The sequence below is a fragment of the Nocardioides sp. genome, from assembly GCF_041393715.1.
In the GTDB taxonomy this organism is placed as follows: domain Bacteria; phylum Actinomycetota; class Actinomycetes; order Propionibacteriales; family Nocardioidaceae; genus Nocardioides.
The window spans coordinates 212,563-239,546 of the sequence record NZ_JAWKJQ010000001.1 but is presented as its reverse complement, the minus strand read 5'-3'; the positions used below and the strand labels follow the sequence as shown (position 1 = coordinate 239,546).

Below are 26,984 nucleotides of genomic sequence, written 5' to 3'. Positions count from 1 at the left end.
CGACCGGGGTGATGGAGCCGCGACCTCTGACGAACACTGCCCGGCTTCTCTTCATCCGGGTCTGCACCCACCCTCGTGCGAGGCGTGGGCGCGGCAGGAGTCGCGACCGCTCAGACTACCGGCGTGGCGCTGGGAGGGTCAAAACGGCAGCACCGCTGGTCGCACGTGGACGACCACCCAGCGAGCACCGGGTTCGCACGCCTTCTGGACCGGGTCTAGGTTAGAGGTCGATGACCTCGACCCACGAAGGAGCCGACGTGACCGACGTACCGGCTGCCGGAACCTCCTCCCTGACCGTTCGCGACAACCGGACCGGCCAGGAGTACGACCTCCCGATCGTCGACGGCGCCATCAAGGCCGGCGACCTCGGAGCCATCCGCGCCGACGCCGACGAACCCGGGCTGAGCGTCTATGACCCCGGCTTCGTCAACACGGCGTCGTGCCGCTCCTCGGTGACCTTCATCGACGGCGAGAAGGGCATCCTCGAGTACCGCGGCTACCCGATCGAGCAGCTTGCGGAGAAGTCCACCTTCCTCGAGGTCGCCTACCTGCTCATCTGGGGCGAGCTCCCACCAAGGAGCAGTACGACGAGTGGGTGCACCACATCACCTACCACACGTTCGTCCACGAGAACGTCAAGGGCTTCATGCAGGGCTTCCGCTACGACGCCCACCCGATGGGCATGCTGATGGCCTCCGTCGGCGCGCTCTCGACGTTCTACCCCGACGCCCGCAACATCTCCGACGCCCACTCCCGTGAGATCCAGATCATCCGGATGATCGCGAAGATGCCGACCCTCGGCGCCTGGGCCTTCCGGCACGCGCAGGGCAAGCCCTACGTCTACCCCGACAACGACCTGGGCTACACCGCCAACTTCCTCTCGATGCTCTTCAAGATGAGCGAGCAGAAGTTCGAGGCCGACGAGCGGCTGGTCAAGGCGCTCGACGTGCTGTTCATCCTGCACGCCGACCACGAGCAGAACTGCTCCACCAACGCCGTCCGCTCGGTCGGCTCCAGCCAGGTCGACCCCTACTCCGCCGTCGCGGCCGGGGTCGCCGCGCTCTTCGGGCCGCTGCACGGCGGCGCCAACGAGGCGGTGCTGCGGATGCTCCGCCGGATCGGCTCCATGGAGAACATCCCGGCGTTCATCGAGGGCGTCAAGAACGGCAACGAGCGGCTGATGGGCTTCGGCCACCGGGTCTACAAGAACTACGACCCGCGCGCCAAGATCATCAAGAAGGCCTGCGACGACGTCTTCGAGGTCACCGGGGTCAACCCGCTGCTCAAGATCGCCCAGGAGCTGGAGAAGATCGCCCTCGAGGACGACTACTTCGTCTCCCGCAAGCTCTACCCCAACGTCGACTTTTACTCCGGCCTGATCTACGAGGCCTTCCAGTTCCCGCCCGAGATGTTCACCGTGCTGTTCGCCATCGGCCGGACCCCCGGCTGGCTGGCGCAGTGGGAGGAGCTCGTGCAGGACAAGGAGCAGAAGATCGCCCGGCCCAAGCAGATCTACACCGGCGACCGCACGCTCGACTTCACGCCCGCCTCCGAGCGCTGGGCCTGAGCCTCAGACCACCGCGGAGTCCCGGCCCTCCCAGTAGGGCCGGCGCAGCTCCCGCTTGAGGATCTTGCCCGTCGGGTTGCGCGGCAGTGCCTCGATGATGTCCACCGAGGTCGGGCACTTGAAGGCCGCGAGCGACTGCTTGCACCAGTCGATCAGCTCGGCCTCGGTGGCCTCCGTGTCGGGCTTGAGCGAGACGACCGCCTTGACGGTCTCGCCCCAGCGGTCGTCGGGCACCCCGATGATGGCGACCTCCATCACCGACGGGTGCTCGGCCAGCACCCGCTCGACCTCCGGTGAGTAGATGTTCTCGCCGCCACTGATGATCATGTCCTTGAGGCGGTCCTGGACGAAGACGAACCCCCCGTCGTCGACCCGGCCCATGTCGCCGGTGCGGAACCAGCCGTCGTCGGTGATCACCTTCGCGGTCTCCTCGGGCTTGCCGAGGAAGCCCTTCATCAGCTGCCGGGTCCGCAGCCAGATCTCGCCGTGCTCCCCGACCGGCAGGTCCTGCAGCGAGGCGGGGTCGACGATCCGCACCTCCACCCCCGGCAGCGGCTGCCCCGCGGAGACCAGGCGCTCCGGATGGTCGGCGTCGCGGTGCGCCTCGGGCATCAGGTGGGTGGCGACGCCGGCCACCTCGGTCAGCCCGTAGACCTGGATGAAGTCCGTCTCCGGCCAGGCCGCCATCGCCGCACGCAGCAGCGGCAGCGGCATCGGTGCCGCGCCGTAGGTGTAGGTCTTGAGCCGGCCGAACAGCGCGATCGCCTCGGGGCCGCTCTGCAGCACCTGCGCGAGCACGGCGGGCACCAGGAAGGTGACGTTGGCGCCGGCCATGATCGCCCCGGCCAGCGAGGCAGCGTCGGGCTCCCGGGTCATCACGCTCGGGATCCCGTCGTGGATGCCGAACAGGACGTACGACGACCCGCCGACGTGGAACAGCGGCATCGACACCATCGACCTGTCTCCGGGCTCGAAGTCCCAGCCGTCGTGGGCGTTGATCGTGTGCTCGACCATGTTGGTGTGCGTCAGCATCACCCCCTTGGGGTGGCCGGTGGTGCCGGAGGAGTACATCACCAGGCAGACGTCGTCGGGCTCCACCTCGTCGGGGCGGGACAGCGGCGTGGCGGCCGCGAGCAGCGCCTCGTAGGCGTCGCCGTCGGCTCCGTCGGGGGTGACCTCGACGACGTGCTCGACCTTCGGGAGTCGGTCGCGGAGCGCCTCCACGGTCGGCATCAGCTCGCTACCGACGAACAGCACCCGCGCCCCGGCGTCGTTGACCGCGTAGTCGACCTCGGCGCCGGCCAGCCGCCAGTTGATGATCGCGTTGGCGGCTCCGAGCGAGCCGGCCGCCAGCGAGACCTCCACGCAGGCCGGGTGGTTCTTGTCGAGGAAGGCCACGACGTCACCGCGGCCGACGCCGAGGTCGCGCAGGGCGCCGGCGGCCCGGCGTACCCGTTGGTTCCACTCCGACCAGGTCCAGCTCCGGTCGAGATAGGCCATCGCAGCGGCGTCGGGCGTGGTCTCGGCCCACCAGGCGAGCCGTTCGTCGACGAACTGGGGCGTGGGGGCAGGCTCGGACATGGCACTCCTCGGGCTGCGGGGTGCTCCCGAATCTGGCACGGGCCGACCGGGGTGGCAAGGCTCGGGTTGCGGGGTCCGCCCGCGGCGGCCGGGGGTACGACGTACCGTAGGAGTGCCCGCGACCGAGGAGACCCGATGCCCGACCAGACCCGGACGACGCGCCGCGGCCTGCTCGGGTACGCCGGCGCCGGCGGCCTGGGCCTGGCCACGGGGGCGATCGCCGCCACCCAGCTCGAGACACCGGCCTCGGCCGGTCCGCAGCCCACCGTGCCCGGCACCATCAGCCCCTTCGGCACCCACCAGCCCGGCGTCACGGCGCCGACCCCGCGGGCCAACCGCATCGTGGCCCTCGACGTGCACGACGATCTCGACGCCGCCGCGCTGGGCCGCCTGATGCGACTGTGGAGCGGCAGCATCGCCGCGGCGACGCAGGGCCGACCCGCGCCCGGCGACACCGCCCGTGACCTGGCCCAGGGCAACGTCGACCTGTCCGTGGTCGTCGGGTGGGGCTATGCCCTGTTCGACAAGGTCGGTCTGGCCGACGCCCGCCCACCTGCCCTGGTGCGCATCCCCGCCTTCGACCACGACCGGCTCCAGCAGCGCTGGTCCGGCGGCGACCTGATGGTCATGGTGGGCGCGGCCGACGACACCACCGTCACCCACACGCTGCGCCGGCTGCTGCTGGATGCCGAGCCGTTCGCGACGCTCCGCTGGGAGCAGGACGGCTCCTGGCGCGGGCTCGACTCCCATCAGGCCCCCACCACCGGGCGCAACCTCTTCGGTCAGGTCGACGGCACCGGCAACCTGCTCCCCGACGACCCGCTCTTCGACGCCACGGTCTGGACCAAGACCCCCGACTGGTTCGCGGGCGGCACCACGATGGTGGTGCGCCGGATCAGCATGGACCTCGACACCTGGGACACCCTCACCCGCGCCGAGCAGGAGGCCTCGGTGGGCCGCGACCTCGATGTCGGCGCGCCACTCACCGGCGCCGCCGAGCGAGACCTCCCCGACTTCGACGCGACCGAGGACGGCCGCCCGGTGATCGCGTCCGACGCCCACATGCGTCTCTCCCACCCGCAGCAGAACGGCGGCCGCCGGATCCTGCGCCGCGGCCTCAACTACACGACCTACGACCCCGAGACCGGCGGCCGCGACTCCGGGCTGGTCTTCTGCTCCTTCCAGGCCGACCTCGGCGACCAGTTCGTCCCGATCCAGCGCCGCCTCGACCGCGGCGACGCCCTCAACGAGTGGACCACCGCGATCGGCAGCGCCGAGTTCGCGATCCTGCCCGGCTTCGCCGAGGACGGCTGGCTCGGCGACACCCTCCTCACCTAGCCGAGGCGTCGCAGACGGTGGGGTGAGGCGTCGCGGACGGGGAAACCCGCTGGACAGGGGTGCCAGACTCGACCCATGACCGCGACCGCCACCGAGCTGACCGCCGCCCTCGACCACCTGCGCGCCGCGCCCGCCGCCGAAGGCACGCTGGCCCTCGTCGTACGACGGCCCGCCGTCGACCAGCGCGAGATCCTGGCCGAGGGCCGTCTGGACCCGGCCGACGGGCTGGTCGGCGACAACTGGCTCTCGCGGGCCACCTCCCACGCCATCGCCGAGGGTCGCCATCTGGAGGCCCAGCTCAACGTGATGAGCGCACGGATGGTGGCGCTGCTGGCCGAGCGCCCCGAGGAGCAGGCGCTCGCCGGCGACCAGCTGTTCGTCGACCTCGACATCTCCCACACCAACCTGCCCACCGGGACTCGGCTGGCGATCGGCGACCCCGACGCCGGCGGCGCCGTCATCGAGGTGACCAAGAAGCCGCACAACGGCTGCGCCAAGTTCCGAGCCCGGTTCGGCGACGACGCCGTGGCGTTCGTCAACTCCGAGGAGGGCAAGGAGCTGCGGCTTCGCGGCTTCAACGCCCGCGTCGTGCAGCCCGGCAGCGTGCGACCCGGCGACCCGGTGCGCAAGCTCTGAGATCGGCCGCCCGCACTTCTTCACCCGCCCCCAGCACCGTCTCAGACAGTTCACAGCCTGACCCACCACGCTCGGAGGCATGGAGCACGAACCAGGCACCCCTGCCCCTCGGGGCACGATGACAGACCCCGCCGGCTCACCCGAGCCGACGACCCCGCTTCCCCCGCCGGTCCACGGCATGTACGGCCAGCCGCCGTACGTCGCCGGCCCGGCAACGCCGCCCACGGAGCGGCCACGGCGAGGGGCCTTCGCTGCGACGGTAGTGGCGGCCTCCCTGCTGGTCGGCGGCGGCGCCGGGGTGGGTGGTGCGGCGCTGTGGACCGCGACTCATGACGACCCTTCCTCGTCCGCGTCCACAGCCCGCACCACCACCCCCGTGGTCGACCAGGGCGACAACGCGCCGGCCCAGGGGTCGGTGGAGGCGGTGGCCGCCGCCGTGCTCCCCTCGGTGGTCAAGATCGACGTCTCCGGCTCCCAGGGCGCCGGCTCCGGCTCGGGCATCATCCTCAGCGCCGACGGCCAGATCCTCACCAACAACCACGTGGTCGAGCTGGCCGGCAACGGTGGCAGCATCCGGGTCTCCTTCGACGACGGGTCGCACGCCGACGCCAAGGTCCTCGGCACCGACCCGCTCACCGACACCGCGGTGATCCAGGCCGAGGGCGTCTCCGGCCTGACGCCCGCCACGATCGGCAAGTCGAGCAACCTCGACGTCGGCCAGGAGGTCGTCGCGATCGGGTCGCCGTTCGGGCTCGAGTCCACCGTGACCAGCGGCATCGTCAGCGCCCTCAACCGGCCGGTCAACGTCGGCTCCGACTCCCAGGGCAACTCCACGACCTATCCCGCGATCCAGACCGACGCGGCGATCAACCCCGGCAACAGCGGTGGCCCGCTGGTCGACATGAGCGGCGCCGTCGTCGGCATCAACTCCTCGATCCGCACCGCCTCCGACAGCACGACCGGCGAGTCCGGCTCCATCGGCCTGGGCTTCTCGATCCCGATCGACGAGGTGATGCCGATCGTCGACCAGATGATCAACGGCGAGACCCCGACCCACGCCCGGATCGGCATCGGCGTCGGCGCGCTCTCCGGGAGCAACCAGAGCCTGATCGACGGTGCCCAGGTGAGCCAGGTCAACGACGGCTCGCCGGCGCAGAAGGCCGGCATCCAGGTGGGCGACGTGATCACCAAGGTCGACGACACCCTGATCACCGGTCCCGACTCGCTGGTCGCGACCGTCCGGTCCTACCGACCCGGCGACAAGGTGGAGATCACCTGGTCGCGCGACGGGCAGACCGAGACCGCCACGGTGACGCTGGCGTCGGACGCGACGACCGGCTGACAAGACGTCCGGCCGGGGGCGGCTCGGTGCCTGCTGCCCCTGGCCGGCGACCATCGTCGGCTAGCCGGAGCCGACGAACCGCACGTGCTCGCAGCCGTGCGGGTGCACCTCTCCGGCCGGCTTCACCAGCACCAGCACGTCGACCCCCGGCCCGCAGCGGTACGACGTCCCGACGGCGCTCCGCACGGCGATGATCCGGTCGTCGCCACTGCCCGCGACGGCCACGTCGGGGCCGCGCACGAACAGCCGGTCGTCGCCCGGCCCGCCGACCACCCGGTCGCGGGCGTCGTCGTCACCTCCGTCGAGGCGGTCGTCGCCGGGCCCACCGCGCAGCTCGTCGGCGCCGGCGCCGCCTCTGACCGCATCGTCGCCGGCGCCCGCGAGCACCACGTCGTCGCCCTCACCGGCAACGATCCGGTCGTCGCCGGCCTCCGCCACGATGACGTCGTCGGCGGACGAGCCGCCCAGATGCTCGGCGCTCGGGTGCCCGGCCAACACCGCGTCGTCCCCACCCCACACGCCCGTGGCGATGACCGTGCCGGCGACGGCCAACGCGATCATCGCGAGCTTCATGGTGGGGTCCTCCGGTTGCCCGCCGACCCGTCCACGAGCCGGTCGATCCCCGAGAGAGCATCCATTGCACACCGCTGGGCGCGCGAGGCGCAACTGTCAGCGGGCGCGCTGGACCCGCCCCTCGGTCCACACGGGCCCGTCGCTCTCGTAGACCTCACCGTCCGCGCCGAACACCAGGAACCGGTCGAAACCGCGGGCGAACCACCGGTCGTGGGTGACCGCGAGCACGGTCCCCTCGAAGGCCTCGAGGCCGTCCTCGAGCGCCTCGGCCGACTCCACGTCGAGGTTGTCGGTCGGCTCGTCGAGCAGCAGCAGGGTCGCCCCCGAGAGCTCGAGCAGCAGGATCTGGAAGCGCGCCTGCTGGCCGCCCGACAGCGACTCGAAGCGCTGCTCGGCGGCGACGCTCAGCTCATAGCGGTCGAGCACCCGGCTGGCCTGCTCGCGCCCCATCCCGTCGCGGTGGTCGTCGCCGCGGTGCAGGATCTCCAGCAGGGTCCGGCCTTCGAGCTCGGGATGCTCGTGGGTCTGCACGAACCATCCGGGTCGCACCCGGGCCCCCAGCTTGGCCCGGCCGGTGTGGTCGACCGGGGCGATCGGCACCTCGCCCACCGGCCGGTGCTCCACGTCGGGGTCGCTGCCGCCGCCGGCGAGCAGCCGGAGGAAGTGCGACTTGCCGGAGCCGTTGGAGCCGAGGACCGCGACCCGCTCGCCGTACCACACCTCCAGGTCGAAGGCCCGCATCAGCCGGGTCAGCTCGAGGTTCTCGCAGACCACGGCGCGCTTGCCGGTGCGGCCGCCCTGGAGCCGCATCCGCACCTGCTGCTCCCGGGGCTGCTCGGTCGGCGGGCCGGCCTCCTCGAACTTCCGCAGCCGGGTCTGCGCCGCCTGGTAGCGGCTGGCCATGGCGTCGTTGTAGGCAGCCTTCTGCTTGTACATCAGCACCAGGGCCTTGAGCTTGGCGTGCTCCTCGTCCCAGCGGCGGCGCAGCTCCTCGAAGCGCGCGAACCGGTCGCGGCGCGCCTGGTGGTAGGACGCGAACCCACCCGGGTGCGTCCAGACCCGGTTGCCGGCGCTGCCGAGCTCGACGGTGACGATCCGGGTGGCGGTGTTGGCGAGCAGCTCGCGATCGTGGGAGATGAACATGATGGTCTTGTCGGACTCGCGGATCCGCTCCTCGAGCCAGATCTTGCCCGGCACGTCGAGGTAGTTGTCGGGCTCGTCGAGCAGCAGCACCTCGTCGGGGCCGCGCAGGAGGTACTCCAGCACCAGCCGCTTCTGCTCCCCTCCGGAGAGGGTGCGCAGGCTGCGGTGCTTGGCCCGGTCGAACGGCAGCCCCATCGATGCCGTGGTGCAGACGTCCCAGGTCACCTCGAGGTCGTAGCCTCCCGCGTCGGCGTACTCCGCCAGCGCGCCGGCGTAGCGCATCTGGGTGGCCTCGTCGTCGGCGTCCATCAGCGCCAGCTCGCAGGCGTCCACCTCGGCGTGGGCGCGCCGGACCCGCGCCGGCGCCACCGAGAGCAGCAGGTCGGCCACCGTCGGCTCGGCGCTCCCCTCGACCACTCCGTGCCCGACGAACTGCCGCATCACGCCGAGCCCGCCCGACCGGGTCACCGCGCCGGCATGCGGGGCGAGATCGCCGGTGACGATCCGCAGCAGCGTGGTCTTGCCGGCGCCGTTGGCCCCGACCAGCGCCACCTTGGCGCCCTCCCCGACCCGGAAGGACACGTCATCGAGCAGCACCCGCCCGTCGGGGAGCTCGAAGCGCACACCGGCGACGTCCACGTGACCCACGGGGCGCCATTCTCCGGTACGCCGCCCGGTCGGCGCATCCGGATTAGGCGGCCCGGTCGGCGCCGACCACGGCCAGCACCTCGCGGACGTACGCCGGATGCTGCATCACCTGCTCCCAGGTGAACCGCAGCACCCGCCAGCCGGCCAGGGTCAGCTCGGTGTAGCGCACGCAGTCGCGGGCATGGGCGTCCTTGCCGGTGTGGAACTCCCACGAGTCGGCCTCGAGGGCCAGCTGTAGTCGGCGGACGAGCAGATCGGGGTGGTAGGTGCGATGTCTGGTCACGACCGCGCCCTGCGGCTCGGCCCGGAGGTGGGGGAACTCCAGCACGATCGCCCGCAGCACCGACTCGAACGGGTTGGCGGCCAGGTGGGTGGCATGGCCGGCGACCTCCCGCGACTGCGCCGAGCCGGGGCCTCGCTCGTGAGCGGCCGCGGTGCGGAGCTCCTCGGCGCAGTCGAGCACCGTCCGCAGGGGGCTGGTGACGCCGTCGGTCACCTGGTCCGGCGCCAGGTCGGCGAACACCAGTCGCACCCGTCCGGACCTGAACGCGCGCGGATGCCGCGTGCGCGGAACCGTGACCCACACGAGCTCCGGCACCCACGCCACCTTCCACCCCCAGTGGAGCGCCGCGCTCAGATGGGAGACGACGCCGCTGACGGCCGCGGCGTCCTTGCGGGCGGTTGCGGCGCTCGCGAGGGCAAGGCGGCCACGGTGGAGCCGGACGATCTCGCCCCGCGCCACCGCACTGCGCACCCGCTGTCGCGAGCTGAGCGCGGCGACCTCCCCGGCGGTCGCGACGCCCCCCAGCCGCTCCAGGGCCGACGCCGCTTCCATCTCTTCATCGTCGCGCTCACTCGGCCGGGGCGGGCGTCCTCATCCACAGCAACCACTCGGACAGACAATCGAGCTCCCGCTGCTCACCTCCACGCGCGCGTCGCCGACATACGGGGCCGATTGTCTGTCCGAGTGGTTGATCGGCGCGGGAGCTCAGCGCCGGCGCAGGTGGTCGGGCAGCGGGACGTCGCCGGGCAGCCCACCGGACCAGCCGGGTGAGAGCGCCCAGTAGAGGACGTCGGCAGTCAGCTGGCGGCGAACCCCCGACAGGAAGACGCCGTTGTTGCCGGGACAGTCGGACTCCCAGACGACGCGGGCCTCACGCAGCGCATCGTCTCCCAAGCGCAGCACCACCGTCGACCAGCGGACGGGTGCCTGCGGACAGTCGTAGTCCGCGCTCGCGAGAGGTGCCGCCCGCACCGCGTCCAGCGCCCGCGCGGCCTGCCCGGCCGACAGGTGCTCGCTCTGCACCAGCCAGCCGTCGGCGTCATAGCGACACACGGCGCCGCCGCGGACGACGTCCGCAGGCCCGGCTCGGTTGCCGTCGCGCAGCTCCGCAGTGGTCCAGCAGCCGTTGCGGTCCTCGCTGACCGCGCGGGCGGAGCCGAGGATCTCCCGGCCGAGCTCCTCGGTCGGGGCGATCACGAACGCCGACCCGTGGCCTTCCGTCACGCTGCCGGTCCAGGCGCCCTCCGGGAAGGGACCGGCGGGAACGTCGTCGGTGCCGAACACGAGGCCGTAGCCGACCTGGGGGACGCAGCCGACATCGGTGCTGGCGCCCTCGGGTCGCTGCACGACCGGGCGAATGTCGCTCCCGTCCCGAGGGCTGCCGACGCACCACTGCGTCACGTCGCCATAGCCCCAGTCGGCAGGCACCCGCATCGTCAGGTCGCGCCACGTCTCCACCCGCCAACCGGAAGGCACCGAGCCCAGCGGTGAGTCGAACGTCGTCGGCACCTCCCGGTCCGCCGCCGGCGGACTGCTGTTCACCCAGACGAGCCCCACGCTGACCGCCGCGACGGCCGCCCCCGACCCCACCACCGCCCGGACCGTACGCCGGCGCCGCGAGCGCCGCTGGGCGGCCGCCGCCAGGCCGGCCACCTCCGGGGCCCCCTCGCCGGCCGCCGAGAAGGACTCCCGCAGCAGCGTCTCCAGGTCAGCCATCGTGCACCTCCATCTCGGACTCGGCGAGCGCCGCGCGCAGCGCAGCCAGGCCGCGCGACACCCGGGAACGCACGCTCCCCTCCCGGACACCGGTCAGCGCGGCGATCTCGGCGTACTCCAGGCCCTCGTAGTAGCGCAGCACCAGCGCCACCCGCTGGTCACGAGGCAGCTCGAGGCTGGCCCGCCACAGCCCCAGCTCGTCGCCCACCGACGCCTCCACGCCACGCTCCGGCAGCTGCGGCACCGGGCGCTCGCGTCGCCGGCGCCGCCACCACGAGGTGTGGGTGTTGAGGATGATCCGCCGGACGTAGGCCTCCGGGTGCTCCATCGCGGAGATGCGCCTCCAGCGGGGATAGGCCCGCGAGAGCGCCTCCTGCACGAGATCCTCCGCCTCGGCGGCGTCACCGGAGACGACGAAGGCGAGGCGGAGCAGGGCCGGTCCCCGCGCCGTCACCCAGGACTCGAAGTCCGGCTCCGCCGTCACGCTCACGACCCTAGAACGCGCGAGCGCCGGATCTGTTGCGGCGCAACCTCAGAAGATGACCACACTGATCGCCAGCGCGGCGAGCAGCAGCGTGACGGCGACGACGGCGACGGCCACCAGCAACAGCTGCCGCTTCGAGGGCGGCGGCTCGAACTGCCCCTCCGGGGGCCGGACCTCGCTCACCCCTCGACTGTAGGACCCGCCCGGCGCCGAGCCCGCGCCGGGGTCTCAGTGATCCCTCAGCGAACCGACAGGGCGACGCACAGGCCCTCACAGGTAGCACACAGGCAGCGGGCGGAGCGTAAGGGACATGAGACAGAACCAGCTGAGGACCACCCGGGTCGCCACCGTCGCCGTGATCGGCACCGGCGTCGTCGCCGCCCTGGGCACCGCCACCGTGCTCGTCATCCCCACCCTCCACCTGGGCGACCAGCAGGACGCGCTCAACGGCGGGACGACCGGCCAGAGCCAGTCCTTCCAGCAGCCGCAGCAGGGCGGTGACGACGGCGGGCGCGAGTCCGACGACGACGGCGGGTTCGGCGCCGCCAACCCGCCTCAGCAGGGCAACCTCGCCCCTCCGCCCGGCCAGAGCAGCGGCCAGAACAGCGGCCCCTCCACCCACAGCTCCGGCTCCTGAGCAGACCCACCCCCGACCTCGGCACCGAAAGAAGGCACTCACCATGACCCCGATCCCGGCTCCCCAGCCACCCGAACAGAGCCCCCGTCGCCGCTCGACCCAGGCCCGCCGCACCAAGGCCGTCGCCGGCGCCATCGTCGCCGGCGCGCTGGTCACCTCCGCCGGCGCCACCGTGGCGCTGGCCTGGCCGAACACCGACACCACCGCCGCCAGCAGCGAGTCGACCAGCCAGTCGTCCAGCAGCCAGTCCACAGGCGTCTCCACCGGCAGCACGTCCACCGCCAGCCACGCCACCAGCTCGGGCTCCTGACATGTCCGCCACCGAGCCCTGCTGGGCGAGCGCCGACTGGGAGCTGTGGTCCACCACGGCGCGCCTGGTCGTCACCCGCGCCGAGACACTCCCGGCCGCCAAGGACATCGTCGACGAGATCCTCGACGAGGTGGAGCTGGCGGCGAGCCGGTTCCGCCCCGACTCCGAGGTACGCCGGCTCCGGGGCGGCCGCCCGACGGCCGTGTCGCCCATGCTCGCCGACCTGCTGACCGAGGCACTGACCGCGGCTCGGCGTACCGGCGGCGCGGTCGACCCCACGGTGGGCGGCACCATCGCCGACCTGGGCTACGACCGCGACATCACGCTCCTCGACCTCACCGGCGACCGGCCGGTGGCGCGGGTCCGTCGCACTCCTGGCTGGCGCACCCTCGCCTTCGACGGCGCCACGCTCACGCTCCCCGAGGGCGCCGAGCTCGACCTCGGCGCCACCGCCAAGGCCGTCGCCGCCGACCGCTGCGCCGCCGCGGTGGCAAGCCGGCTCGGCACCGGTGTCCTGGTCAGCCTGGGTGGCGACATCGCCACCGCGGGACCGGCGCCCACCGGGCTCTGGCAGATCGTCGTCCAGGACACCCACGACGACCCGGCCGCCCATGTGGCGCTCGACGCAGGTTCGGCGCTGGCGACCTCCAGCGCCGTGCGCCGGACCTGGCGTCGCGGCGACCGGACCGCGCACCACGTGGTCGACCCCACCACCTCGCGGCCGGCCCGCACGCCGTGGCGCACCGTGAGCGTGGTGGGGGCGACCTGCGCGGAGGCCAACGCCGCCGCCACCGCCACCCTGGCCAAGGGCGTCGAGGGCGCCGCCTGGCTGGCCGCCCAGGGGCTGCCGGCCCGGCTGGTCGACCAGGACCGACGGGTCCGCCTCCTCGGCGGCTGGCCCCACGAGGTGGCGGCATGAACGAGGCACTCTGGGCCCTGGGCCGCGGCACCGGCATCGTCGCCCTGGTGATGTTCACGATCTCCCTGGTCCTCGGGATCGTCACCCGCTCGGGGCGACCGCTGCCCGGACTCGGCCGCTTCGGTGCCGCCGACCTCCACCGCACCACGGCCCTCACCGGCACCGCGCTGGTGGTCGCCCACGTGGTGACCCTGTTCTTCGACCCCTACGCCCAGCTCAAGGTGGTCGACGCCGTGATCCCGTTCCTGGGCAGCTACAAGCCGGTCTGGCTCGGGCTCGGCACGCTCGCCTTCGACCTGCTCGGCGTCATCACCGTCGTCAGCCTGCTGCGCCACCGGGTCGGACCCCGCGTCTTCAAGGCGGTCCACTGGGCGACCTACGCGCTGTGGCCGATCGCCCTGGTGCACGCCCTCGGCAACGGCACCGACGCCTCCTCGCCCTGGATGATCGGCACCGCTGCGGTCTCCGTGGCCGCGGTCGCGTCCGCCGCGATCTGGCGGCTCACCCCGTCGTACGCCGGCCGCGGCTGGCGGCGCACCCCCCGCTCGCTGGTCGGGAGGCCGTGATGACCGTCCTCGACCCGCCCGTCACCACCCAGCGACTGCTCTCGCCCGGCCCGTTCGGTCCGCTGCCCACGCTCTCCCTGGACCAGCTGGTCCGGCTCGCCGAGGAGACCGGCCTGACCGGCCGCGGTGGCGCCGGCTTCCCCTCGGCCATCAAGCTGCGCTCGGTCGCGGAGGCCGGCAGGGCTCCCGCGGTCGTCGGCAACGGCATGGAGGGGGAGCCGCTCAGCCACAAGGACGCCGTGCTGCTGACGCAGGCCCCGGGCCTGGTCCTCGACGGACTCGAGCTCGTCTCCCGAGCACTGCGGGCCAAGCGCACCCTGCTGGCGGTCGGCCCCGAGATCGACCCTCGACCGGCACAGGCGGCGGCCCGCTCACGCGGCGTCGACGTCCAGCACCTCTCCGGCGGCTTCGTCGCCGGGCAGGAGACCGCCCTGCTCAACCAGCTCGAGGGGCGGCCGCCGGTCCCCCGCGACCCCCTCACCCGCGTCACGACCCGCGGGCTCGACGGGCGGCCGACCCTCGTGTCCAACGTCGAGACCCTGGCCCACCTGGCCCTGGCCGCGCGCTTCGGTGCCGGCTGGTTCCGCTCGGTGGGGCTGGCCGACGACCCGGGGACCTCGCTGTTCACGATCACCGGCGCCGTCGACCACGAGGGTGTGGTCGAGGCCGCCCGCGGCACCACCATCGCCGACCTGATCGCCGCTGCCCGCCCGCACCCGGGGGTGCAGGCGGTGCTGGTCGGCGGCTACCACGGGGCCTGGGTGCTCGCCTCCGACTTCGGCACCCGGCTGACCAGGGCCGACCTGGCACCCCACGGCGCGTCCGTCGGCGCGGGCATCGTCCACGTCCTGAGCGGAGACGCCTGCCCGCTGCGGGCGGCCGCCGACATGGCGTCCTACCTCGCCGGCGAGTCGGCCGCGCAGTGCGGTCCCTGTCTCAACGGGCTCCCGCGGATGGCCGACTCCCTGCAACGGCTCGCCCACGGAGCCCGCGACGCCCGGCTCCCCGCGGAGATCGATCGGCTGCGTGGCCTGGTCGTCGGCCGCGGCGCCTGCGCCCACCCCGACGGCACCGCCCGGCTGGTCGGCTCCACGATGCGCGTGTTCGACGCCCACGTGGCGGCCCACCTCGCCGGCTGGTGCCCCACCGAGCTCAGCGGAGGCCCGCGATGACCCGGCTACATGTGGACTGGACCCGCTGCGACGGGCACGGCTCGTGCGCCGAGCTGCTGCCCGAGCTGTTCACCGTGGACGACTGGGGGTTCCCCGTGTCACGCACCGGCGAGCGCGACCCGGTGGTGCCGCGAGGGCTGGGCGAGCACGCCGAGCACGCGGTGCGGTCGTGCCCGCTGATGGCCCTGCGGCTGGTTCAGTCCTCGTCGTCGTAGGCCTCGGCCGACCTGGCCCACAGGTTGACGCCCGACTCGACGGCGTCGCGGTCGATGAGGGCCAGCTCCTCGTCGGTGAGCGGCGCGAAGGACAGCGCGTCCAGGTTGGTGTCGAGCTGCTCGACCGACGAGGCCCCGATCACCGCGGAGGTCACTCGCGGGTCGCGCAGCGCCCACTGCAGCGCCAGCTGGGCGAGCTTCTGCCCGCGCGCGGCCGCGACCTCGTGGAGCCGGCGTACCCGGGCCAGGACGTCGTCGTCCAACCCGGTCAGCGACGAGTCCTCGCGAGCCGCACGCGAGTCGGCGGGGATGCCGCTCAGGTAGCGGTCGGTGAGCAGGCCCTGGGCGAGCGCGGTGAACACGATGCAGCCCATGCCCTGGGTCTCCAGCTCGTCGAGCAGGCCGTTCTCGATCCAGCGGTTGAACATGGAGTACGACGGCTGGTGGATGAGCAGCGGGGTGCCCAGGTCGCGGGCGATCGAGGCGGCCTCCCGGGTCCGTTCGGCGGAGTACGACGAGATGCCGACATACAGCGCCCGACCGGAGCGCACCGCCTGGTCGAGCGCCATCATCGTCTCCTCGAGCGGCGTCTCGGGGTCGAAGCGGTGGCTGTAGAAGATGTCGACGTAGTCGAGCCCCATCCGGCGCAGCGACTGGTCGAGCGAGGCCAGGACGTACTTCCGCGAGCCGCCACCCTGCCCGTAGGGCCCTGGCCACATGTCATAGCCGGCCTTGGTCGAGATGACCAGCTCGTCGCGGTAGGGCGCGAAGTCGTCACGCAGGTAGCGCCCGAAGTTCTCCTCGGCCCGGCCGTAGGGGGGACCGTAGTTGTTGGCCAGGTCGATGTGGGTCACCCCCCGGTCGAAGGCCCGCCGGAGGATCGCGCGCTGGGTCTCCTCGGGGCGGTCGGTGCCGAAGTTCTGCCACAGTCCCAGGGACAGCGCGGGCAGCTGCAGCCCACTGCGCCCGGTGAAGCGGTAGTCCATGGTGTCGTAGCGGTCCGGCGCGGCGTCGTAGGTCATGGGGCCATCCTGCCGTGGTGGGGGCACTCGAGGCACCGGGCCCCGGTGAGTCTCGCGGGCCCCGCCGACCCGCGCTAGCGTGACCACTCATGCGGCTAACCCATGTCGACCCGCTCGCGCGCAAGAGCACCCTGCAACGACAGTGGGAGCGCCTGGCCCGCACCCCGTTCGGACGGTGGTACGGCATCCACCTGGCCTCGCCCGTCGACGCCATGTTGCTGCGTGCCAGTGGCGGCCGGCTGCGTCTGGTGGGCCCGCTCCCCACGGCCACCCTGACGACGACCGGTGCTCGGTCGGGGCGGCTGCGGGAGGTGCCGGTGGTGTACTTCCACGACGACAGCGACGTCATCGTGGTGGCGTCGAGCTTCGGCCGCGACCGCCACCCGGCGTGGTACCACAACCTCGTGGCTCACCCCGACTGCCGGCTCAACGACCTCACCTTCACCGCGGCCGAGGTCACCGATCCCGACGACTACGAGCGGCTGTTCGGGCTGGCTGAGCGTGTCTACGCCGGGTACGCCGACTACCGCGCTCGCACCGACGCGATCGGGCGCCACATTCCGGTGCTCCGGCTCACCCAGACCTGACGTCCAGCGCGGGGCCGGACCTCAGCCTCCCTTGCCGGCCCGGCGGACCTCGAGCACCCGGAAGCCCTTGGCCGAGGCGAGCCGGACCGTCGGCCACCCCTGCTCGCCGAGCCAGCGCTGCAGCGAGTCGGCGCCGAGGTTCTTGCCGACCACCAGCACCGCGCGCCCACCCGGCGCCAGCCGCGGCAGCCAGGTCAGCAGCAGCGCATGGAGCGCCTGCTTGCCGATCCGGATCGGCGGGTTCGACCAGATCTCGTCGAACGCCGCCTCGGCGGCGACCTGCTGCGGCGGCGACGCGGTGAAGCGGGCGGCCACGCCGAGCCGGTCGGCGTTCTCGCGGGCCAGCCGGAGCGCCCGCTCGTTGACGTCGACACCCGTGACCTCGGCCGAGGGCCGGGCCACCGCCAGGGCCAGACCGATCACCCCCCAGCCGCAGCCCAGGTCGAGCAGCCGGCCACCCGACGGAGGCTCGGTCTCGCGGAACAGCACCGCCGTGCCGGGGTCCAGCCGCCCGTGCGAGAACACCCCCGAGCCGCTGTCGAGGGACAGCTCGTGGCCCCAGACCGTGCAGGTCACCCGGGTGCGCTCGAACGGCGTGCTCGGGTCGGCGGAGAAGTAGTGCTCGTCGCTCACGGCGCCTCCACGGACCGCATCCGCCGGGACGCCTCGGCTCGAGCGCCGAGCTCGTCGTCGGCGGGATAGCCGACCTCCTCGAGGGTGAGCGCGTGTGCGGGCAGCACCGGGACCGCGGAGTCGCGCACCCCGGCCCGCAGCACGCCGGCGGGCCAGTCCGGTGGCCGGCGTCCCTCCCCCGCCGCGAGCAGCGCGCCCATCAGCGAGCGCACCATGTGGTGGCAGAAGGCGTCGGCGCGCACGGTGGCGACGGCGACGCCCGACGCGTCGCGAGCCCACTGCAGGTCGAGCAGGGTCCGCACCGTCGTCGCCCCCTCGCGGCGCTTGCAGAACGCCGCGAAGTCGTGCTCGCCCAGCAGCGCGCCTCCCGCGAGGTTCATCGCCTCCAGGTCGAGGGGGTGTCGCCAGCTCAGCACATGGCCCCGGGTGAGGGGGTCCACGGTGCCCGGGTCGTCGGCGACCCGGTAGGCGTAGCGCCGCCACAGCGCCGAGACGCGCGCGTCGAAGTCGTCGGGAACGCCGCGCAGCGCGCGCACGCGCACGTCGGCGGGAAGCAGTCCGTTGAGCCGGGTGGCCACCGCCCGCGCCGGGGCCCCGGTGGACCGGCCGGCGGCCCCCGTCAGCGCGTCGTCGGCCACGTCGAGGTGGCAGACCTGCCCGCGGGCGTGCACGCCGGTGTCGGTGCGACCCGCGCAGGTGACCGACACCTCGGGCACCCGCAGCACCGTGGCGAGGGCGGTCTCCAGCTCGCCCTGGACGGTGCGGAGGCCGGGCTGCCGCGCCCAGCCGTGGAACCCGGCCCCGTCGTAGGCCAGGTCGACCCGGACCCGCACCGTCAGTCCAGCTCGTGTCGGTGCGGCGGGTCGGCGCCGGGGCGCGACACGGTGACGGCGGCCGCGCGGACGGCGTACCCGATGAGCTCGCGCCAGGCGTCGCCCGGCAGTGCGGCCAGCTCGTCGCGATGGGCGGCGCCGGCGAGCCCGCGCTCCCACAGCGCGTCGAGCAGAGCCGCACCGAAGGTGTCGCCGGCGCCGATGGTGTCGGCCACCGCGACGGCGACCGCAGCCACCGTCCCCTCCTCGTCGCGGGTGAACCAGTCGGCACCGTCACCGCCCCGGGTCACCACCACCACCGACGGCCCCAGCGCCAGCAGTGCGCGGGAGGACTCGGCGACGGAGCGCTCCGGGTAGAGCGCCTCCAGGTCCTCGTCGGAGGCCTTGAGGACGTCGGCGACCGCGGCGAGCCGCTCGACCTTGGTGACCACGTCGGGTCCGGTGCCGGTCACCGCCGGACGGGCGTTGACGTCATAGCTGACCAGCGCGCGGTCGCGCAGCCCGGTGACCACGCCGAGCACCTCCTCGGCGCCGGGCGAGAGCACCGCCGCGAGCGAGCTGGTGTGCAGCATCACCGGGTCGACGTCGTCCGGCAGGTCGAGCGGGTTGAGGTGCCAGCTGATGTCGAACACGTACGACGCCCCGCCGTCCGGACCGATGGTGGCCACCGCGGAGGAGGAATGGTCGATCGCCGCCGGGTCGCTGGCCAGCTCGACGCCCGCGGACTCGAGGTGGCCGCGCAGCATCCGTCCGTAGTGGTCGTCCACGAAACAGGTGTGGAACCAGGTGGCTCGGCCCAGCCGGCTGAGGGCGACGGCCGCGTTCGCGGCACTGCCGCCGGGGAACTCGGTGACGCTGTCGTCGCTTCGGTGCACGACATCGACCAGGGCCTCGCCCACCACCAGCGCCACGGGTTGCATGGGAGCAGTCTGGCGCATGGCTCGGAGATCCTCGACCGGGCCTCGGACCGCGGTCCGGGCTGCACGCGCGACGGCCCCGCGCCGACCGTGGTCGGGGCGGGGCCGTCACCGTGAGTGACTCAGGCGTCCTTGGAGTCGTCCTCGTCGGCGTCCGTGGCGTCGTCCTCGGCCACCGGCTCGGCCTCGTCACCGTCGGCCTCCACGGCCTCGGCCTCGGGGGCCACCTCGACCTCGGCCGCCTCGTCGGCGTCCGCCACGGCCTCCTCCGCCGGCTCCTCCACGACGGGCTCCTCCACGACGGGGGCAGCCTTCGGGGCCTCGACCTTCGTCTTGGCGCGCGCGGGCTTGGGAGCGTAGGGCTCGGTCACCAGCTCGATCACGGCCATCGGCGCGTTGTCGCCCTTGCGGGGCCCGATCTTGGTGATCCGCGTGTAGCCACCCGGACGGTCGGCGAACATCTCCGCGATCTCGGTGGAGAGCCGGTGGGCGACGGTGTTGTCGCGGCGCGGCACGCCGAGGTCCTTGGAGTAGAGCACCGCCTCGATCTGGCGACGGTTGTGCAGGCCGCCCTTCTTGGCCTTGGTGATCAGCTTCTCGGCGTAGGGCCGCAGCATCCGGGCGCGGGTCTCGGTGGTGGTGATCGAGCCGTGCTCGAACAGCGCCGTCGCGAGGTTGCGCAGGATCAGCCGCTGGTGGGCCGGGCTGCCGCCGAGGCGGGGGCCCTTCTTGGGGGTAGGCATCGCTTCTTCTCGTTTCTCCCGGGCCGTGTCAGGTACCCGGGTAGATGTTCTGCTTGGTCACGGTGGATCTGAGCGTGGGGATGGTGCGTGCATCGCAAGGCGGAGGAGGGAAGGCGGCCCGGGTCTGGCCGTCGACCGACGACAACGCCGCGAGGTGCGTGCCAGCTCCGCGCTCAGTACTGCTCGTCCTCGACGAAGGCGTCGTCGTCATCGTCGCTGTAGGCGGCGAGCACGGCGTTGGGGTCGAAGCCGGGGCCGCTGTCCTTGAGCGAGAGGCCCATCTCGACGAGCTTCGCCTTGACCTCGTCGATCGACTTGGCACCGAAGTTGCGGATGTCGAGCAGGTCCTGCTCCGAGCGGGAGATGAGCTCACCCACGGTGTGGATGCCCTCACGCTTGAGGCAGTTGTAGGACCGGACGGTGAGCTGCAGGTCCTCGACCGGCAGCGCCAGGTCGGCGGCCAGCTGCTCGTCGACCGGCGACGGGCCGATGTCGATGCCCTCGGCCTCGACGTTGAGCTCGCGAGCCAGACCGAACAGCTCGACCAGCGTCTTGCCCGCCGACGCGATCGCGTCACGCGGCCGGATCGACGGCTTGGTCTCGATGTCGATGACCAGCTTGTCGAAGTCGGTGCGCTGCTCGACACGGGTGGCCTCGACCTTGTAGGTCACCTTGAGCACGGGGCTGTAGATCGAGTCGACCGGCATCCGGCCGATCTCGTTGTCGGCGCCCTTGTTCTGCGCCGCCGAGACGTAGCCGCGGCCCCGCTCGACCACGAGCTCCATCTCGAGCTTGCCCTTGTCGGAGATCGTGGCGATCTTGAGGTCGGGGTTGTGCACCTCGACCCCTGCCGGGGGCGCGATGTCGGCGGCGGTCACGTCACCGGCACCCGACTTGCGGAGGTACATGGTCACGGGCTCGTCGTGCTCGGAGGAGACGACCAGGCCCTTCAGGTTGAGGATGATCTCGGTGACGTCCTCCTTGACGCCCTCGATCGTCGAGAACTCGTGGAGCACGTTGTCGATCTTGATGCTGGTCACCGACGCCCCCGGGATCGAGGAGAGGAGGGTACGACGCAGCGAGTTGCCGAGCGTGTAGCCGAAGCCGGGCTCCAGCGGCTCGATCACGAACCGGGAGCGGAACTCGTCGACGGACTCCTCCGACAGGGTCGGACGCTGAGCGATAAGCACTGTTTCTGTCCTTTCCGGGCCGACCACTATTTGACGGACCCGAACTACGCGAGCGGAAAAGAGGGTGGGGCCGGACGGCCCCGGGGGTCACTTCTTCGAGTAGTACTCGACGATGAGCTGCTCCTGGACGGGGATGTCGATCTGCTCCCGGGTCGGCACCTGGTGGACCAGGACCCGCATCCGGTTGGGCAGCACCTGGAGCCAGGCCGGCACGATGCGCTCGCCGTGGGTCTCGCGGGCGACGATGAACGGCGTCATCTCCAGCGACTTCTCGCGGACGTCGATGATGTCGTACTGCGTCACCTGGAACGACGGGATGTCGACCTTCTTGCCGTTGACCAGGAAGTGACCGTGGGTCACCAGCTGGCGGGCGTGCCGCCGGGTCCGCGCGAAGCCGGCGCGGTAGACGACGTTGTCGAGGCGGCACTCGAGCAGCTGCAGCAGGTTGTCACCGGTCTTGCCCTGGCGGCGCGACGCCTCGGCGTAGTAGCGGTGGAACTGCTTCTCGAGCACGCCGTAGGTGAACCGCGCCTTCTGCTTCTCGCGCAGCTGGAGGAGGTACTCGCTCTCCTTGATGCGGCCGCGGCCGTGCTGGCCGGGCGGGTAGGGACGACGCTCGTAGGCTGCGTCGCCGCCGACCAGGTCGACGCCGAGACGGCGCGACTTCTTCGTCATGGGGCCGGTGTAGCGGGCCATGTCAGTGGTTCTCCTTCAAGTCCTGGGTGTGGTCGCCGTTGCCTCGTCCGAAGCGCGTCCGGGTCAGACCCGGCGCCGCTTCGGGGGCCGGCAGCCGTTGTGGGGCGTGGGCGTGACGTCCTGGATGGTGCCGACCTCGAGGCCGATGGCACCCAGGGAGCGGATCGCCGTCTCGCGGCCCGAGCCCGGACCCTTGACGAAGACGTCGATCTTCTTCATGCCGTGGTCCATCGCGCGGCGGCCGGCAGCCTCGGCGGCCATCTGCGCGGCGAACGGGGTGGACTTGCGGGAACCCTTGAAGCCGACGGTGCCGGCCGAGGCCCACGAGATCACCGCACCGGTCGGGTCGGTGATCGTGACGATGGTGTTGTTGAACGTGCTCTTGATGTGGGCCTCGCCCTGGACGACGTTCTTCTTCTCCTTGCGGCGCACCTTCTTGGCGCCGGCGGCCTGACGGCTCTTGGGAGGCATACGGTGTTCTCTCCTGAGGTTCTGGTCGAAAGCTGGGGGTCGGGATCGATCTCAGCGGCGGTCGGCCGGCACGCGCGCGTGCGACGTCACGCCACCGGTCACTTGGCCTTCTTCTTGCCGGCGACCGTGCGCTTGGGCCCCTTGCGGGTGCGGGCGTTGGTCTTGGTGCGCTGACCGCGGACCGGGAGGCCCTGGCGGTGCCGGCGGCCCTGGTAGCTGCCGATCTCGATCTTGCGGCGGATGTCGGCCTGGACCTCGCGACGGAGGTCACCCTCGGTCTTGAAGTTGGCTTCGATCTCGTCACGGAGCTTGACCAGCTCCTCGTCACCCAGCTGGTGGACGCGGAGGTCCGGGCTGACGCCGGTGGCGGCGAGAACCTGCTGGGCGCGGGTACGGCCGATGCCGTAGATGTAGGTGAGTGCGACCTCGATGCGCTTGTCACGCGGGAGGTCCACACCAACGAGGCGTGCCATGTGGCTGTTTCCTTTGCGGTGATGCGGGGGTGTCGGTCGTGTCGCGTCCCTCCCGCCTCGGGTGGGCTCCGGCCGTCCGCTCCGGAGGTGGTTCACCGGGGTGTCCCGGCTAAGCGACCACGATGTGTGGGTTGTTCAGTTGTGTGCGCCGATCGGCAGGCTCAGCCTTGCCGCTGCTTGTGGCGCGGGTTCTCGCAGATCACCATGACGCGGCCGTGGCGACGGATCACCTTGCACTTGTCACAGATCGGCTTGACGCTGGGGTTGACCTTCACGGGGAGGGCCCTTTCTGATGGCGGCCGGACTCACTTGTAGCGGTAGACGATCCGACCTCGGGTGAGGTCGTAGGGCGAGAGCTCCACCACCACGCGGTCCTCGGGGAGGATCCGGATGTAGTGCTGGCGCATCTTGCCGCTGATGTGGGCGAGAACCTTGTGTCCGTTGCTGAGCTCGACCCGGAACATGGCGTTCGGGAGCGCCTCGACGACGGTGCCCTCGATCTCGATCACGCCTTCTTTCTTCGGCATGTCCTCCACAATCTGTTGCTGGTTGCCTACCGGTCGGGCCCGGGAACCTCTCCCCGGCAAGCCGGAGAGTGGACCTCGTCGAGTGGTGGCGTGGTCCTCATCCCCGGGCGCACGACGAACCCTCCCTGACGGGACGGGCACGAGGTGAATCCGGGCAGCCGCGAGGAACCGCGACACGCAACCCACGTTGGGCCGACACGCCAGTCTAGGGGGGTGGCCCAACAATTCCCTAATCGGGACGGCCGGAGCCCATCGTGGAGTCGCCGCCACGGAACGACGCGAGGCTCACCCTCGCCCACCAGCGCCGCCACCGGCTCACGCCGGCCGACATGGCGCGCCGCTCCGCCGTCACCGAGTCCCAGTACGCCGCCGCCTCGTCGACCTCCGGAACGGCCGGCCCGAAGACGTGGGCGTCGGCACGGCGAGCCAGCGCCGGCGCCGCCGGGGAGAGCACCGTGGCGCCCTGCTCGCGCCGCGTCACCGCCGCGGCCACCGGGACCGGCTGCCCGAGGTCGCGGGCATGGTCGACCAGCTCCCGCCAGGCACCCACCACCCGGGTCGACGCCGCGCCCGCGGAGCGCCGGCGGGCCCGCCGCCACCCCTTGATCAGCATGATGGCCGCGAGCACGGACAGCACCACCAGCAGCGGCACGCCGCCGTAGACGAGCACCGTCACGAGCCAGGCGGGGAGCAAGGACCCCATCTCGGGGCGGTCGGAGGAGTCCTCCCCCTTGCGGGCCTGCAGCTGGGTGTCGGTCTGGTCCTGGATCACCGACGGCGGCGGGATCGGCGCCGCCGGCGGCACGTTGGCCCCCGTGCGGTTGCGGTCGGACTCCGGCGGCAGCTTGGCAGGGTGCTCGTCGCCCATGAACTCCTCGGTCGGCAGGGTGCGCCAGGACCCGTCGGCGGCTCGGACCTCGACCCAGGCCGAGACGTCGCTGCCGCGCACCATCCCGTCGGCGGGGACCACGGCGCCCATCACGACCCGGGCCGGCACGCCGACCCGGTTGGCGAGCAGCGCCATCGTCGCGGCGTACTGCTCGTCGTTGCCGGCCATGATCCGGGCGTTGACGAAGCCGTCGAGCAGCCGGCCGAGGTAGTGGCCGGCGGGGTAGACCTTCTCCGCCTGGGTCACGCCGTCGGTGTACTTGCCCTCGTCGCGCAGGTGGTGGGCCAGGGCATAGACCGAGGCCATCGGAGTGGCCTCGCCCTCCGTCCACTCCCGGGCCTGGGTGTCGAGGAAGGCCGCCGCGTCGTAGGCCGGCCCCACGGCGCTCGAGGCGAGGGTCTCGGGCGTGAGCGCGTCGTCGGGCAGCACCGCGTCGAAGGAGTAGCGGTCGCCCGGCCGGATCCCGGAGGGCACCACGGCCGTCGAGGTCGCCAGGTTGTAGCGGAAGGTGTCGGCCTTGGCCTGGGTGTCCCCCGCGTCGAAGTGCAGCGACTGGAGGGCGCCGACGACCGGCAGCCAGACACCGGAGTAGCCGTCGGCGACGGTGACGGTCGCTTCGACGGAGCGTCCGGTGACCGGGTTGTCGATGGTCGAGGAGACCCGCTGGTAGGTGTCGTCGTTGGCGCCGGGGATCGCGTTGTTGGAGGCGCCCCACACCACTCCGTCATAGCTGTCCAGGGTGGCGAAGCGGACCCGGGTCCCGGCCGGGACGCCCTCGATCCGGAACAGGTCGTGCTCGTAGAGGTTCTCGGGGTCCGGGTGACTCATCATGTCGACGTAGCGCCGGAACGACGCGAGCGGCGAGGGGTACTTGCCGACGTCGAACGGCGGCACCACATGGTCGCGGAGCACCACCCGCTCGTCGTCGCGGCCGGCCGAGGCCACGCTGGCCAGCGGCATCGCGAGCAGCGCCGCCAGCCCGACCAGCGTCGCCCCGACGAGCAGCCGTGACCCGCGCCCGGCGTGCCCCTGGGCGGCTCCGGCAGCGGCGACGTTGCGCACCGCGAGCCAGCCGAGGGCGGCCGCGGTGAACAGGGCGCCCTGGACCCACAGCGACTGCGGGGCGTGGGAGCCGAGCAGGATGACCAGGCCGAGCGTGGCGACGGCCGGCAGCAGCGGGAGAAGGACCCACAGCCAGGTCGGACCGGACCGCACGCCGGCGAGCATCACGCCGAGCACGCCGAGCAGCAGGCCCAGCAGCCAGGGCAGCACCAGCAGCACGCCGTCCCCGTCGACGGGGGGCAGCGTGGTCAGCAGGTCCTTCCAGCCGAACAGCGCCTGGTCGGTCAGCGTCGACCAGGTCGCCGGCGTGGGCAGGAGGAGCCCCTCCGATCGCAGGGTGAGGGCCCCACCGAGCAGGTAGAACACCACCGCGGCCAGCAGCACCGGCGCGACGATCGGCCAGTCGAGCCGGCGGGCGACCCAACCCAGCAGGGCACCGATCAGCAGTCCCGTGACGCCGACGACGAGGAACTGCCACCCCGTGAAGGTCGCCGCCAGGCCCGCGAGGGCGGCCGTCCCCAGCACCAGCACGAACGCGGTGTCGACGGAGGCATGCTGGTCGCGGAGGCCCCGCTCCGCCGGCGGTGACTCGGGAGCCTGGGTCGCGGTGGAGCTCATCGCACGCTCCAGCGCAGCAGGGCCGGGAGGTCGGGCTTGCGCGACATGTGGAGCACCGGCATGCCGTCGACCTCGGCGGCCCGGCTCGGCGCCGAGGTGTCGACGAACAGCGCGATCCGGCGTACCTCCGGCCCGAACGCCGCCGCCGCGCGGGCTACGTCCTCGAAGGCCGACTCGGCGCCCGTGACCAGGAACAGCAGGCTGGTGTCCGGAGCGATCGCCTGCGCCCGGCGTGCCGAGGCGACCAGGCCGACGGAGCCGAGCCGAGCCCGGCAGATGGCGTCGAGCGCGAGGTGACCGTCGATCCCGGAGGCCGCCTGGTCGCCGCACATGAACGACGTCTCGAAGTCGTCGAGGATCGCCCGGACCGCGAGCGAGGCGGCCATCGACATCGCCGTCTCGAAGTCCTCGGGGTCGGCCCAGGCCGCCGCGCGGTCGTCGACGACCACGGTCGCGTGGCTGCGCCGGGTGTCGAGGTACTCACGCACCAGCAGCTCGGTCTGCCCGGCCACCCCCATCGCCTTGGCCGAGGAGCGCCAGTGGACGTGCCGCAGCTCGTCGCCGGGGACGTACTCGCGCAGCGTGTGGAAGGCCAGGTCGCTCTGCGAGACCGCGTCGATCGGCACACCCTCGAGGTCACGGAGCAGGCCGGCGCCCAGCGAGCTGAGCGGCAGCATCGGGGGTCGGACCAGCACCTCCTGGGCCTTGGTCCAGGCCAGGTCACGGGAGAACACGCCCAGCGGGTCGCCGCGCCGCGTCTTGGCCGGTCCGACCCGGATCACGCCGCGCCGCTCGGTGCGGATCGTGAACGTCTCCTCGTGTGCGGCGTCCGGCGCCAGCAGCGGGACGCCGTAGCGGTGGACGGCCTGGCCGACCGGCAGCAGCAGGATGGTGGGCAGCAGCCGGCCGGTCGCGACGTTGGTCACCCGGATGTCACCGGCCACCGTGTCACCCGCGATCACGCGCAGCGGCTCCAGTCGCAGCTCGACCTCGACCTTGGTGCGGCCGAACAGGAACGGGAACGTGAGCGCCAGCAGCACCAGACAGGCGGTGGCCAGCACGGCCAGCTCCGCCCACCCGGCCACACCCGCGCCGGCCAGCCCCCCGGCACCCAGCGCGAACAGGGTCCAGCCCAGCGGGCGGACCATGCGTACGCCGGAGCGGAGCCGGCGCCACAGCTTGCGGCGCATCGT

General features: G+C 72.4%; 30 protein-coding genes and 1 pseudogene. 11 read left to right on the top strand and 20 right to left on the bottom strand.

Annotation, left to right across the window (positions count from 1 at the left end; genetic code table 11):
- The first annotated feature begins 230 nt into the window (after positions 1-230).
- Positions 231-1,567: pseudogene (locus R2740_RS01255) on the top strand (citrate synthase).
- A gap of 3 nt (positions 1,568-1,570) precedes the next feature.
- On the opposite strand, the gene R2740_RS01250 reads toward R2740_RS01255, so the two are convergent.
- Positions 1,571-3,148: a long-chain-fatty-acid--CoA ligase gene (locus tag R2740_RS01250; protein ID WP_371300870.1), complete on the bottom strand. Its 1,578-nt coding sequence runs from the start codon at positions 3,146-3,148 to the stop codon at positions 1,571-1,573.
- Between the two features lie 135 nt (positions 3,149-3,283).
- Here R2740_RS01250 and R2740_RS01245 point away from each other — a divergent pair, with 135 nt between their 5' ends.
- The 3 genes from R2740_RS01245 to R2740_RS01235 all read left to right on the top strand — a co-directional run bounded on the left by R2740_RS01245 (position 3,284) and on the right by R2740_RS01235 (position 6,464).
- Positions 3,284-4,486, top strand: a complete 1,203-nt coding sequence (locus tag R2740_RS01245) for a Dyp-type peroxidase (protein WP_371300869.1) — start codon at positions 3,284-3,286, stop codon at positions 4,484-4,486.
- Between the two features lie 75 nt (positions 4,487-4,561).
- Entirely contained in the window at positions 4,562-5,122 is a 561-nt protein-coding gene (locus tag R2740_RS01240) for an MOSC domain-containing protein (protein WP_371300868.1), read from the top strand.
- A 118-nt stretch (positions 5,123-5,240) separates the two neighbouring features.
- Entirely contained in the window at positions 5,241-6,464 is a 1,224-nt protein-coding gene (locus R2740_RS01235; protein ID WP_371300867.1) for a S1C family serine protease, read from the top strand.
- 60 nt (positions 6,465-6,524) lie between these two features.
- On the opposite strand, the gene R2740_RS01230 is transcribed toward R2740_RS01235, so the two are convergent.
- The 6 genes from R2740_RS01230 to R2740_RS01205 all read right to left on the bottom strand — a co-directional run bounded on the left by R2740_RS01230 (position 6,525) and on the right by R2740_RS01205 (position 11,494).
- Complete coding sequence (locus R2740_RS01230) at positions 6,525-7,037, bottom strand: calcium-binding protein (protein ID WP_371300866.1); 513 nt, start codon at positions 7,035-7,037, stop codon at positions 6,525-6,527.
- A gap of 96 nt (positions 7,038-7,133) precedes the next feature.
- On the bottom strand, positions 7,134-8,828 hold the full coding sequence (locus R2740_RS01225) for an ABC-F family ATP-binding cassette domain-containing protein (protein ID WP_371300865.1): 1,695 nt from the start codon (positions 8,826-8,828) through the stop codon (positions 7,134-7,136).
- Between the two features lie 43 nt (positions 8,829-8,871).
- Positions 8,872-9,663 (bottom strand): DUF559 domain-containing protein, encoded by a 792-nt coding sequence (locus tag R2740_RS01220; protein ID WP_371300864.1) that lies wholly within the window; start codon positions 9,661-9,663, stop codon positions 8,872-8,874.
- A gap of 153 nt (positions 9,664-9,816) precedes the next feature.
- On the bottom strand, positions 9,817-10,827 hold the full coding sequence (locus R2740_RS01215; protein WP_371300863.1) for a hypothetical protein: 1,011 nt from the start codon (positions 10,825-10,827) through the stop codon (positions 9,817-9,819).
- Entirely contained in the window at positions 10,820-11,311 is a 492-nt protein-coding gene (locus R2740_RS01210) for a SigE family RNA polymerase sigma factor (protein WP_371300862.1), read from the bottom strand. The genes R2740_RS01215 and R2740_RS01210 overlap by 8 nt, the downstream gene beginning before the upstream one ends.
- 48 nt (positions 11,312-11,359) lie before the next feature.
- Positions 11,360-11,494, bottom strand: coding sequence for a hypothetical protein (locus R2740_RS01205; protein ID WP_371300861.1), 135 nt, complete (start codon positions 11,492-11,494; stop codon positions 11,360-11,362).
- 127 nt (positions 11,495-11,621) lie between these two features.
- Between R2740_RS01205 and R2740_RS01200 the strand changes: the two genes are divergently transcribed.
- Genes R2740_RS01200 through R2740_RS01175 form a run of 6 tightly spaced genes read left to right on the top strand, consistent with a single transcriptional unit; the run spans position 11,622 to position 15,130 of the window.
- The gene (locus tag R2740_RS01200; RefSeq protein WP_371300860.1) at positions 11,622-11,948 is read left to right on the top strand and encodes a hypothetical protein; all 327 of its coding nucleotides are present in this window, start codon (positions 11,622-11,624) and stop codon (positions 11,946-11,948) included.
- A gap of 43 nt (positions 11,949-11,991) precedes the next feature.
- Complete coding sequence (locus R2740_RS01195) at positions 11,992-12,258, top strand: hypothetical protein (RefSeq protein ID WP_371300859.1); 267 nt, start codon at positions 11,992-11,994, stop codon at positions 12,256-12,258.
- A gap of 1 nt (position 12,259) precedes the next feature.
- Positions 12,260-13,177 carry an FAD:protein FMN transferase gene (locus tag R2740_RS01190; RefSeq protein WP_371300858.1) on the top strand — a complete coding sequence of 306 codons (918 nt, stop codon included), beginning with the start codon at positions 12,260-12,262 and terminating at the stop codon, positions 13,175-13,177.
- Positions 13,174-13,743 (top strand): ferric reductase-like transmembrane domain-containing protein, encoded by a 570-nt coding sequence (locus tag R2740_RS01185; protein WP_371300857.1) that lies wholly within the window; start codon positions 13,174-13,176, stop codon positions 13,741-13,743. The genes R2740_RS01190 and R2740_RS01185 overlap by 4 nt, the downstream gene beginning before the upstream one ends.
- Positions 13,743-14,915: an NADH-ubiquinone oxidoreductase-F iron-sulfur binding region domain-containing protein gene (locus R2740_RS01180; RefSeq protein WP_371300856.1), complete on the top strand. Its 1,173-nt coding sequence runs from the start codon at positions 13,743-13,745 to the stop codon at positions 14,913-14,915. Before R2740_RS01185 ends, R2740_RS01180 begins: the two co-directional genes overlap by 1 nt.
- Positions 14,912-15,130, top strand: coding sequence for a ferredoxin (locus tag R2740_RS01175; RefSeq protein ID WP_371300855.1), 219 nt, complete (start codon positions 14,912-14,914; stop codon positions 15,128-15,130). Before R2740_RS01180 ends, R2740_RS01175 begins: the two co-directional genes overlap by 4 nt.
- Here R2740_RS01175 and mgrA read toward each other — a convergent pair.
- Positions 15,112-16,152 carry an L-glyceraldehyde 3-phosphate reductase gene (gene mgrA / locus R2740_RS01170; RefSeq protein WP_371300854.1) on the bottom strand — a complete coding sequence of 347 codons (1,041 nt, stop codon included), beginning with the start codon at positions 16,150-16,152 and terminating at the stop codon, positions 15,112-15,114. The two genes, R2740_RS01175 and mgrA, sit on opposite strands and share 19 nt — an antisense overlap.
- Positions 16,153-16,241: 89 nt before the next feature.
- Here mgrA and R2740_RS01165 point away from each other — a divergent pair, with 89 nt between their 5' ends.
- Positions 16,242-16,739: a nitroreductase/quinone reductase family protein gene (locus R2740_RS01165; protein ID WP_371300853.1), complete on the top strand. Its 498-nt coding sequence runs from the start codon at positions 16,242-16,244 to the stop codon at positions 16,737-16,739.
- A gap of 21 nt (positions 16,740-16,760) precedes the next feature.
- Here the strand turns inward: R2740_RS01165 and R2740_RS01160 are convergent, their stop codons facing one another.
- The 12 genes from R2740_RS01160 to R2740_RS01105 form a co-directional block, all read right to left on the bottom strand.
- Complete coding sequence (locus R2740_RS01160; protein ID WP_371300852.1) at positions 16,761-17,372, bottom strand: class I SAM-dependent methyltransferase; 612 nt, start codon at positions 17,370-17,372, stop codon at positions 16,761-16,763.
- Positions 17,369-18,205 (bottom strand): tRNA pseudouridine(38-40) synthase TruA, encoded by an 837-nt coding sequence (truA, locus tag R2740_RS01155; protein ID WP_371300851.1) that lies wholly within the window; start codon positions 18,203-18,205, stop codon positions 17,369-17,371. Before truA ends, R2740_RS01160 begins: the two co-directional genes overlap by 4 nt.
- A gap of 2 nt (positions 18,206-18,207) precedes the next feature.
- Complete coding sequence (locus R2740_RS01150) at positions 18,208-19,125, bottom strand: PfkB family carbohydrate kinase (protein ID WP_371300850.1); 918 nt, start codon at positions 19,123-19,125, stop codon at positions 18,208-18,210.
- A gap of 119 nt (positions 19,126-19,244) precedes the next feature.
- Positions 19,245-19,865: a 50S ribosomal protein L17 gene (gene rplQ / locus R2740_RS01145; RefSeq protein ID WP_371300849.1), complete on the bottom strand. Its 621-nt coding sequence runs from the start codon at positions 19,863-19,865 to the stop codon at positions 19,245-19,247.
- Positions 19,866-20,038: 173 nt separating this feature from the next.
- Positions 20,039-21,055: a DNA-directed RNA polymerase subunit alpha gene (locus R2740_RS01140; protein ID WP_371300848.1), complete on the bottom strand. Its 1,017-nt coding sequence runs from the start codon at positions 21,053-21,055 to the stop codon at positions 20,039-20,041.
- 87 nt (positions 21,056-21,142) lie between these two features.
- Positions 21,143-21,751 carry a 30S ribosomal protein S4 gene (gene rpsD, locus R2740_RS01135; RefSeq protein ID WP_371300847.1) on the bottom strand — a complete coding sequence of 203 codons (609 nt, stop codon included), beginning with the start codon at positions 21,749-21,751 and terminating at the stop codon, positions 21,143-21,145.
- A gap of 63 nt (positions 21,752-21,814) precedes the next feature.
- Complete coding sequence (gene rpsK / locus R2740_RS01130) at positions 21,815-22,222, bottom strand: 30S ribosomal protein S11 (RefSeq protein ID WP_371300846.1); 408 nt, start codon at positions 22,220-22,222, stop codon at positions 21,815-21,817.
- A gap of 98 nt (positions 22,223-22,320) precedes the next feature.
- A complete protein-coding gene (gene rpsM / locus R2740_RS01125) occupies positions 22,321-22,695 on the bottom strand; it encodes a 30S ribosomal protein S13 (RefSeq protein WP_371300844.1) in 375 nt (124 codons plus the stop codon).
- A gap of 161 nt (positions 22,696-22,856) precedes the next feature.
- Positions 22,857-22,970 (bottom strand): 50S ribosomal protein L36, encoded by a 114-nt coding sequence (gene rpmJ, locus R2740_RS01120; protein ID WP_004008316.1) that lies wholly within the window; start codon positions 22,968-22,970, stop codon positions 22,857-22,859.
- Between the two features lie 30 nt (positions 22,971-23,000).
- The gene (gene infA, locus R2740_RS01115; RefSeq protein ID WP_011757309.1) at positions 23,001-23,222 is read right to left on the bottom strand and encodes a translation initiation factor IF-1; all 222 of its coding nucleotides are present in this window, start codon (positions 23,220-23,222) and stop codon (positions 23,001-23,003) included.
- 229 nt (positions 23,223-23,451) lie between these two features.
- The gene (locus R2740_RS01110) at positions 23,452-25,791 is read right to left on the bottom strand and encodes a transglutaminase-like domain-containing protein (protein WP_371300843.1); all 2,340 of its coding nucleotides are present in this window, start codon (positions 25,789-25,791) and stop codon (positions 23,452-23,454) included.
- On the bottom strand, positions 25,788-26,981 hold the full coding sequence (locus R2740_RS01105; protein WP_371300842.1) for a DUF58 domain-containing protein: 1,194 nt from the start codon (positions 26,979-26,981) through the stop codon (positions 25,788-25,790). The genes R2740_RS01110 and R2740_RS01105 overlap by 4 nt, the downstream gene beginning before the upstream one ends.
- Positions 26,982-26,984: the final 3 nt, after the last annotated feature.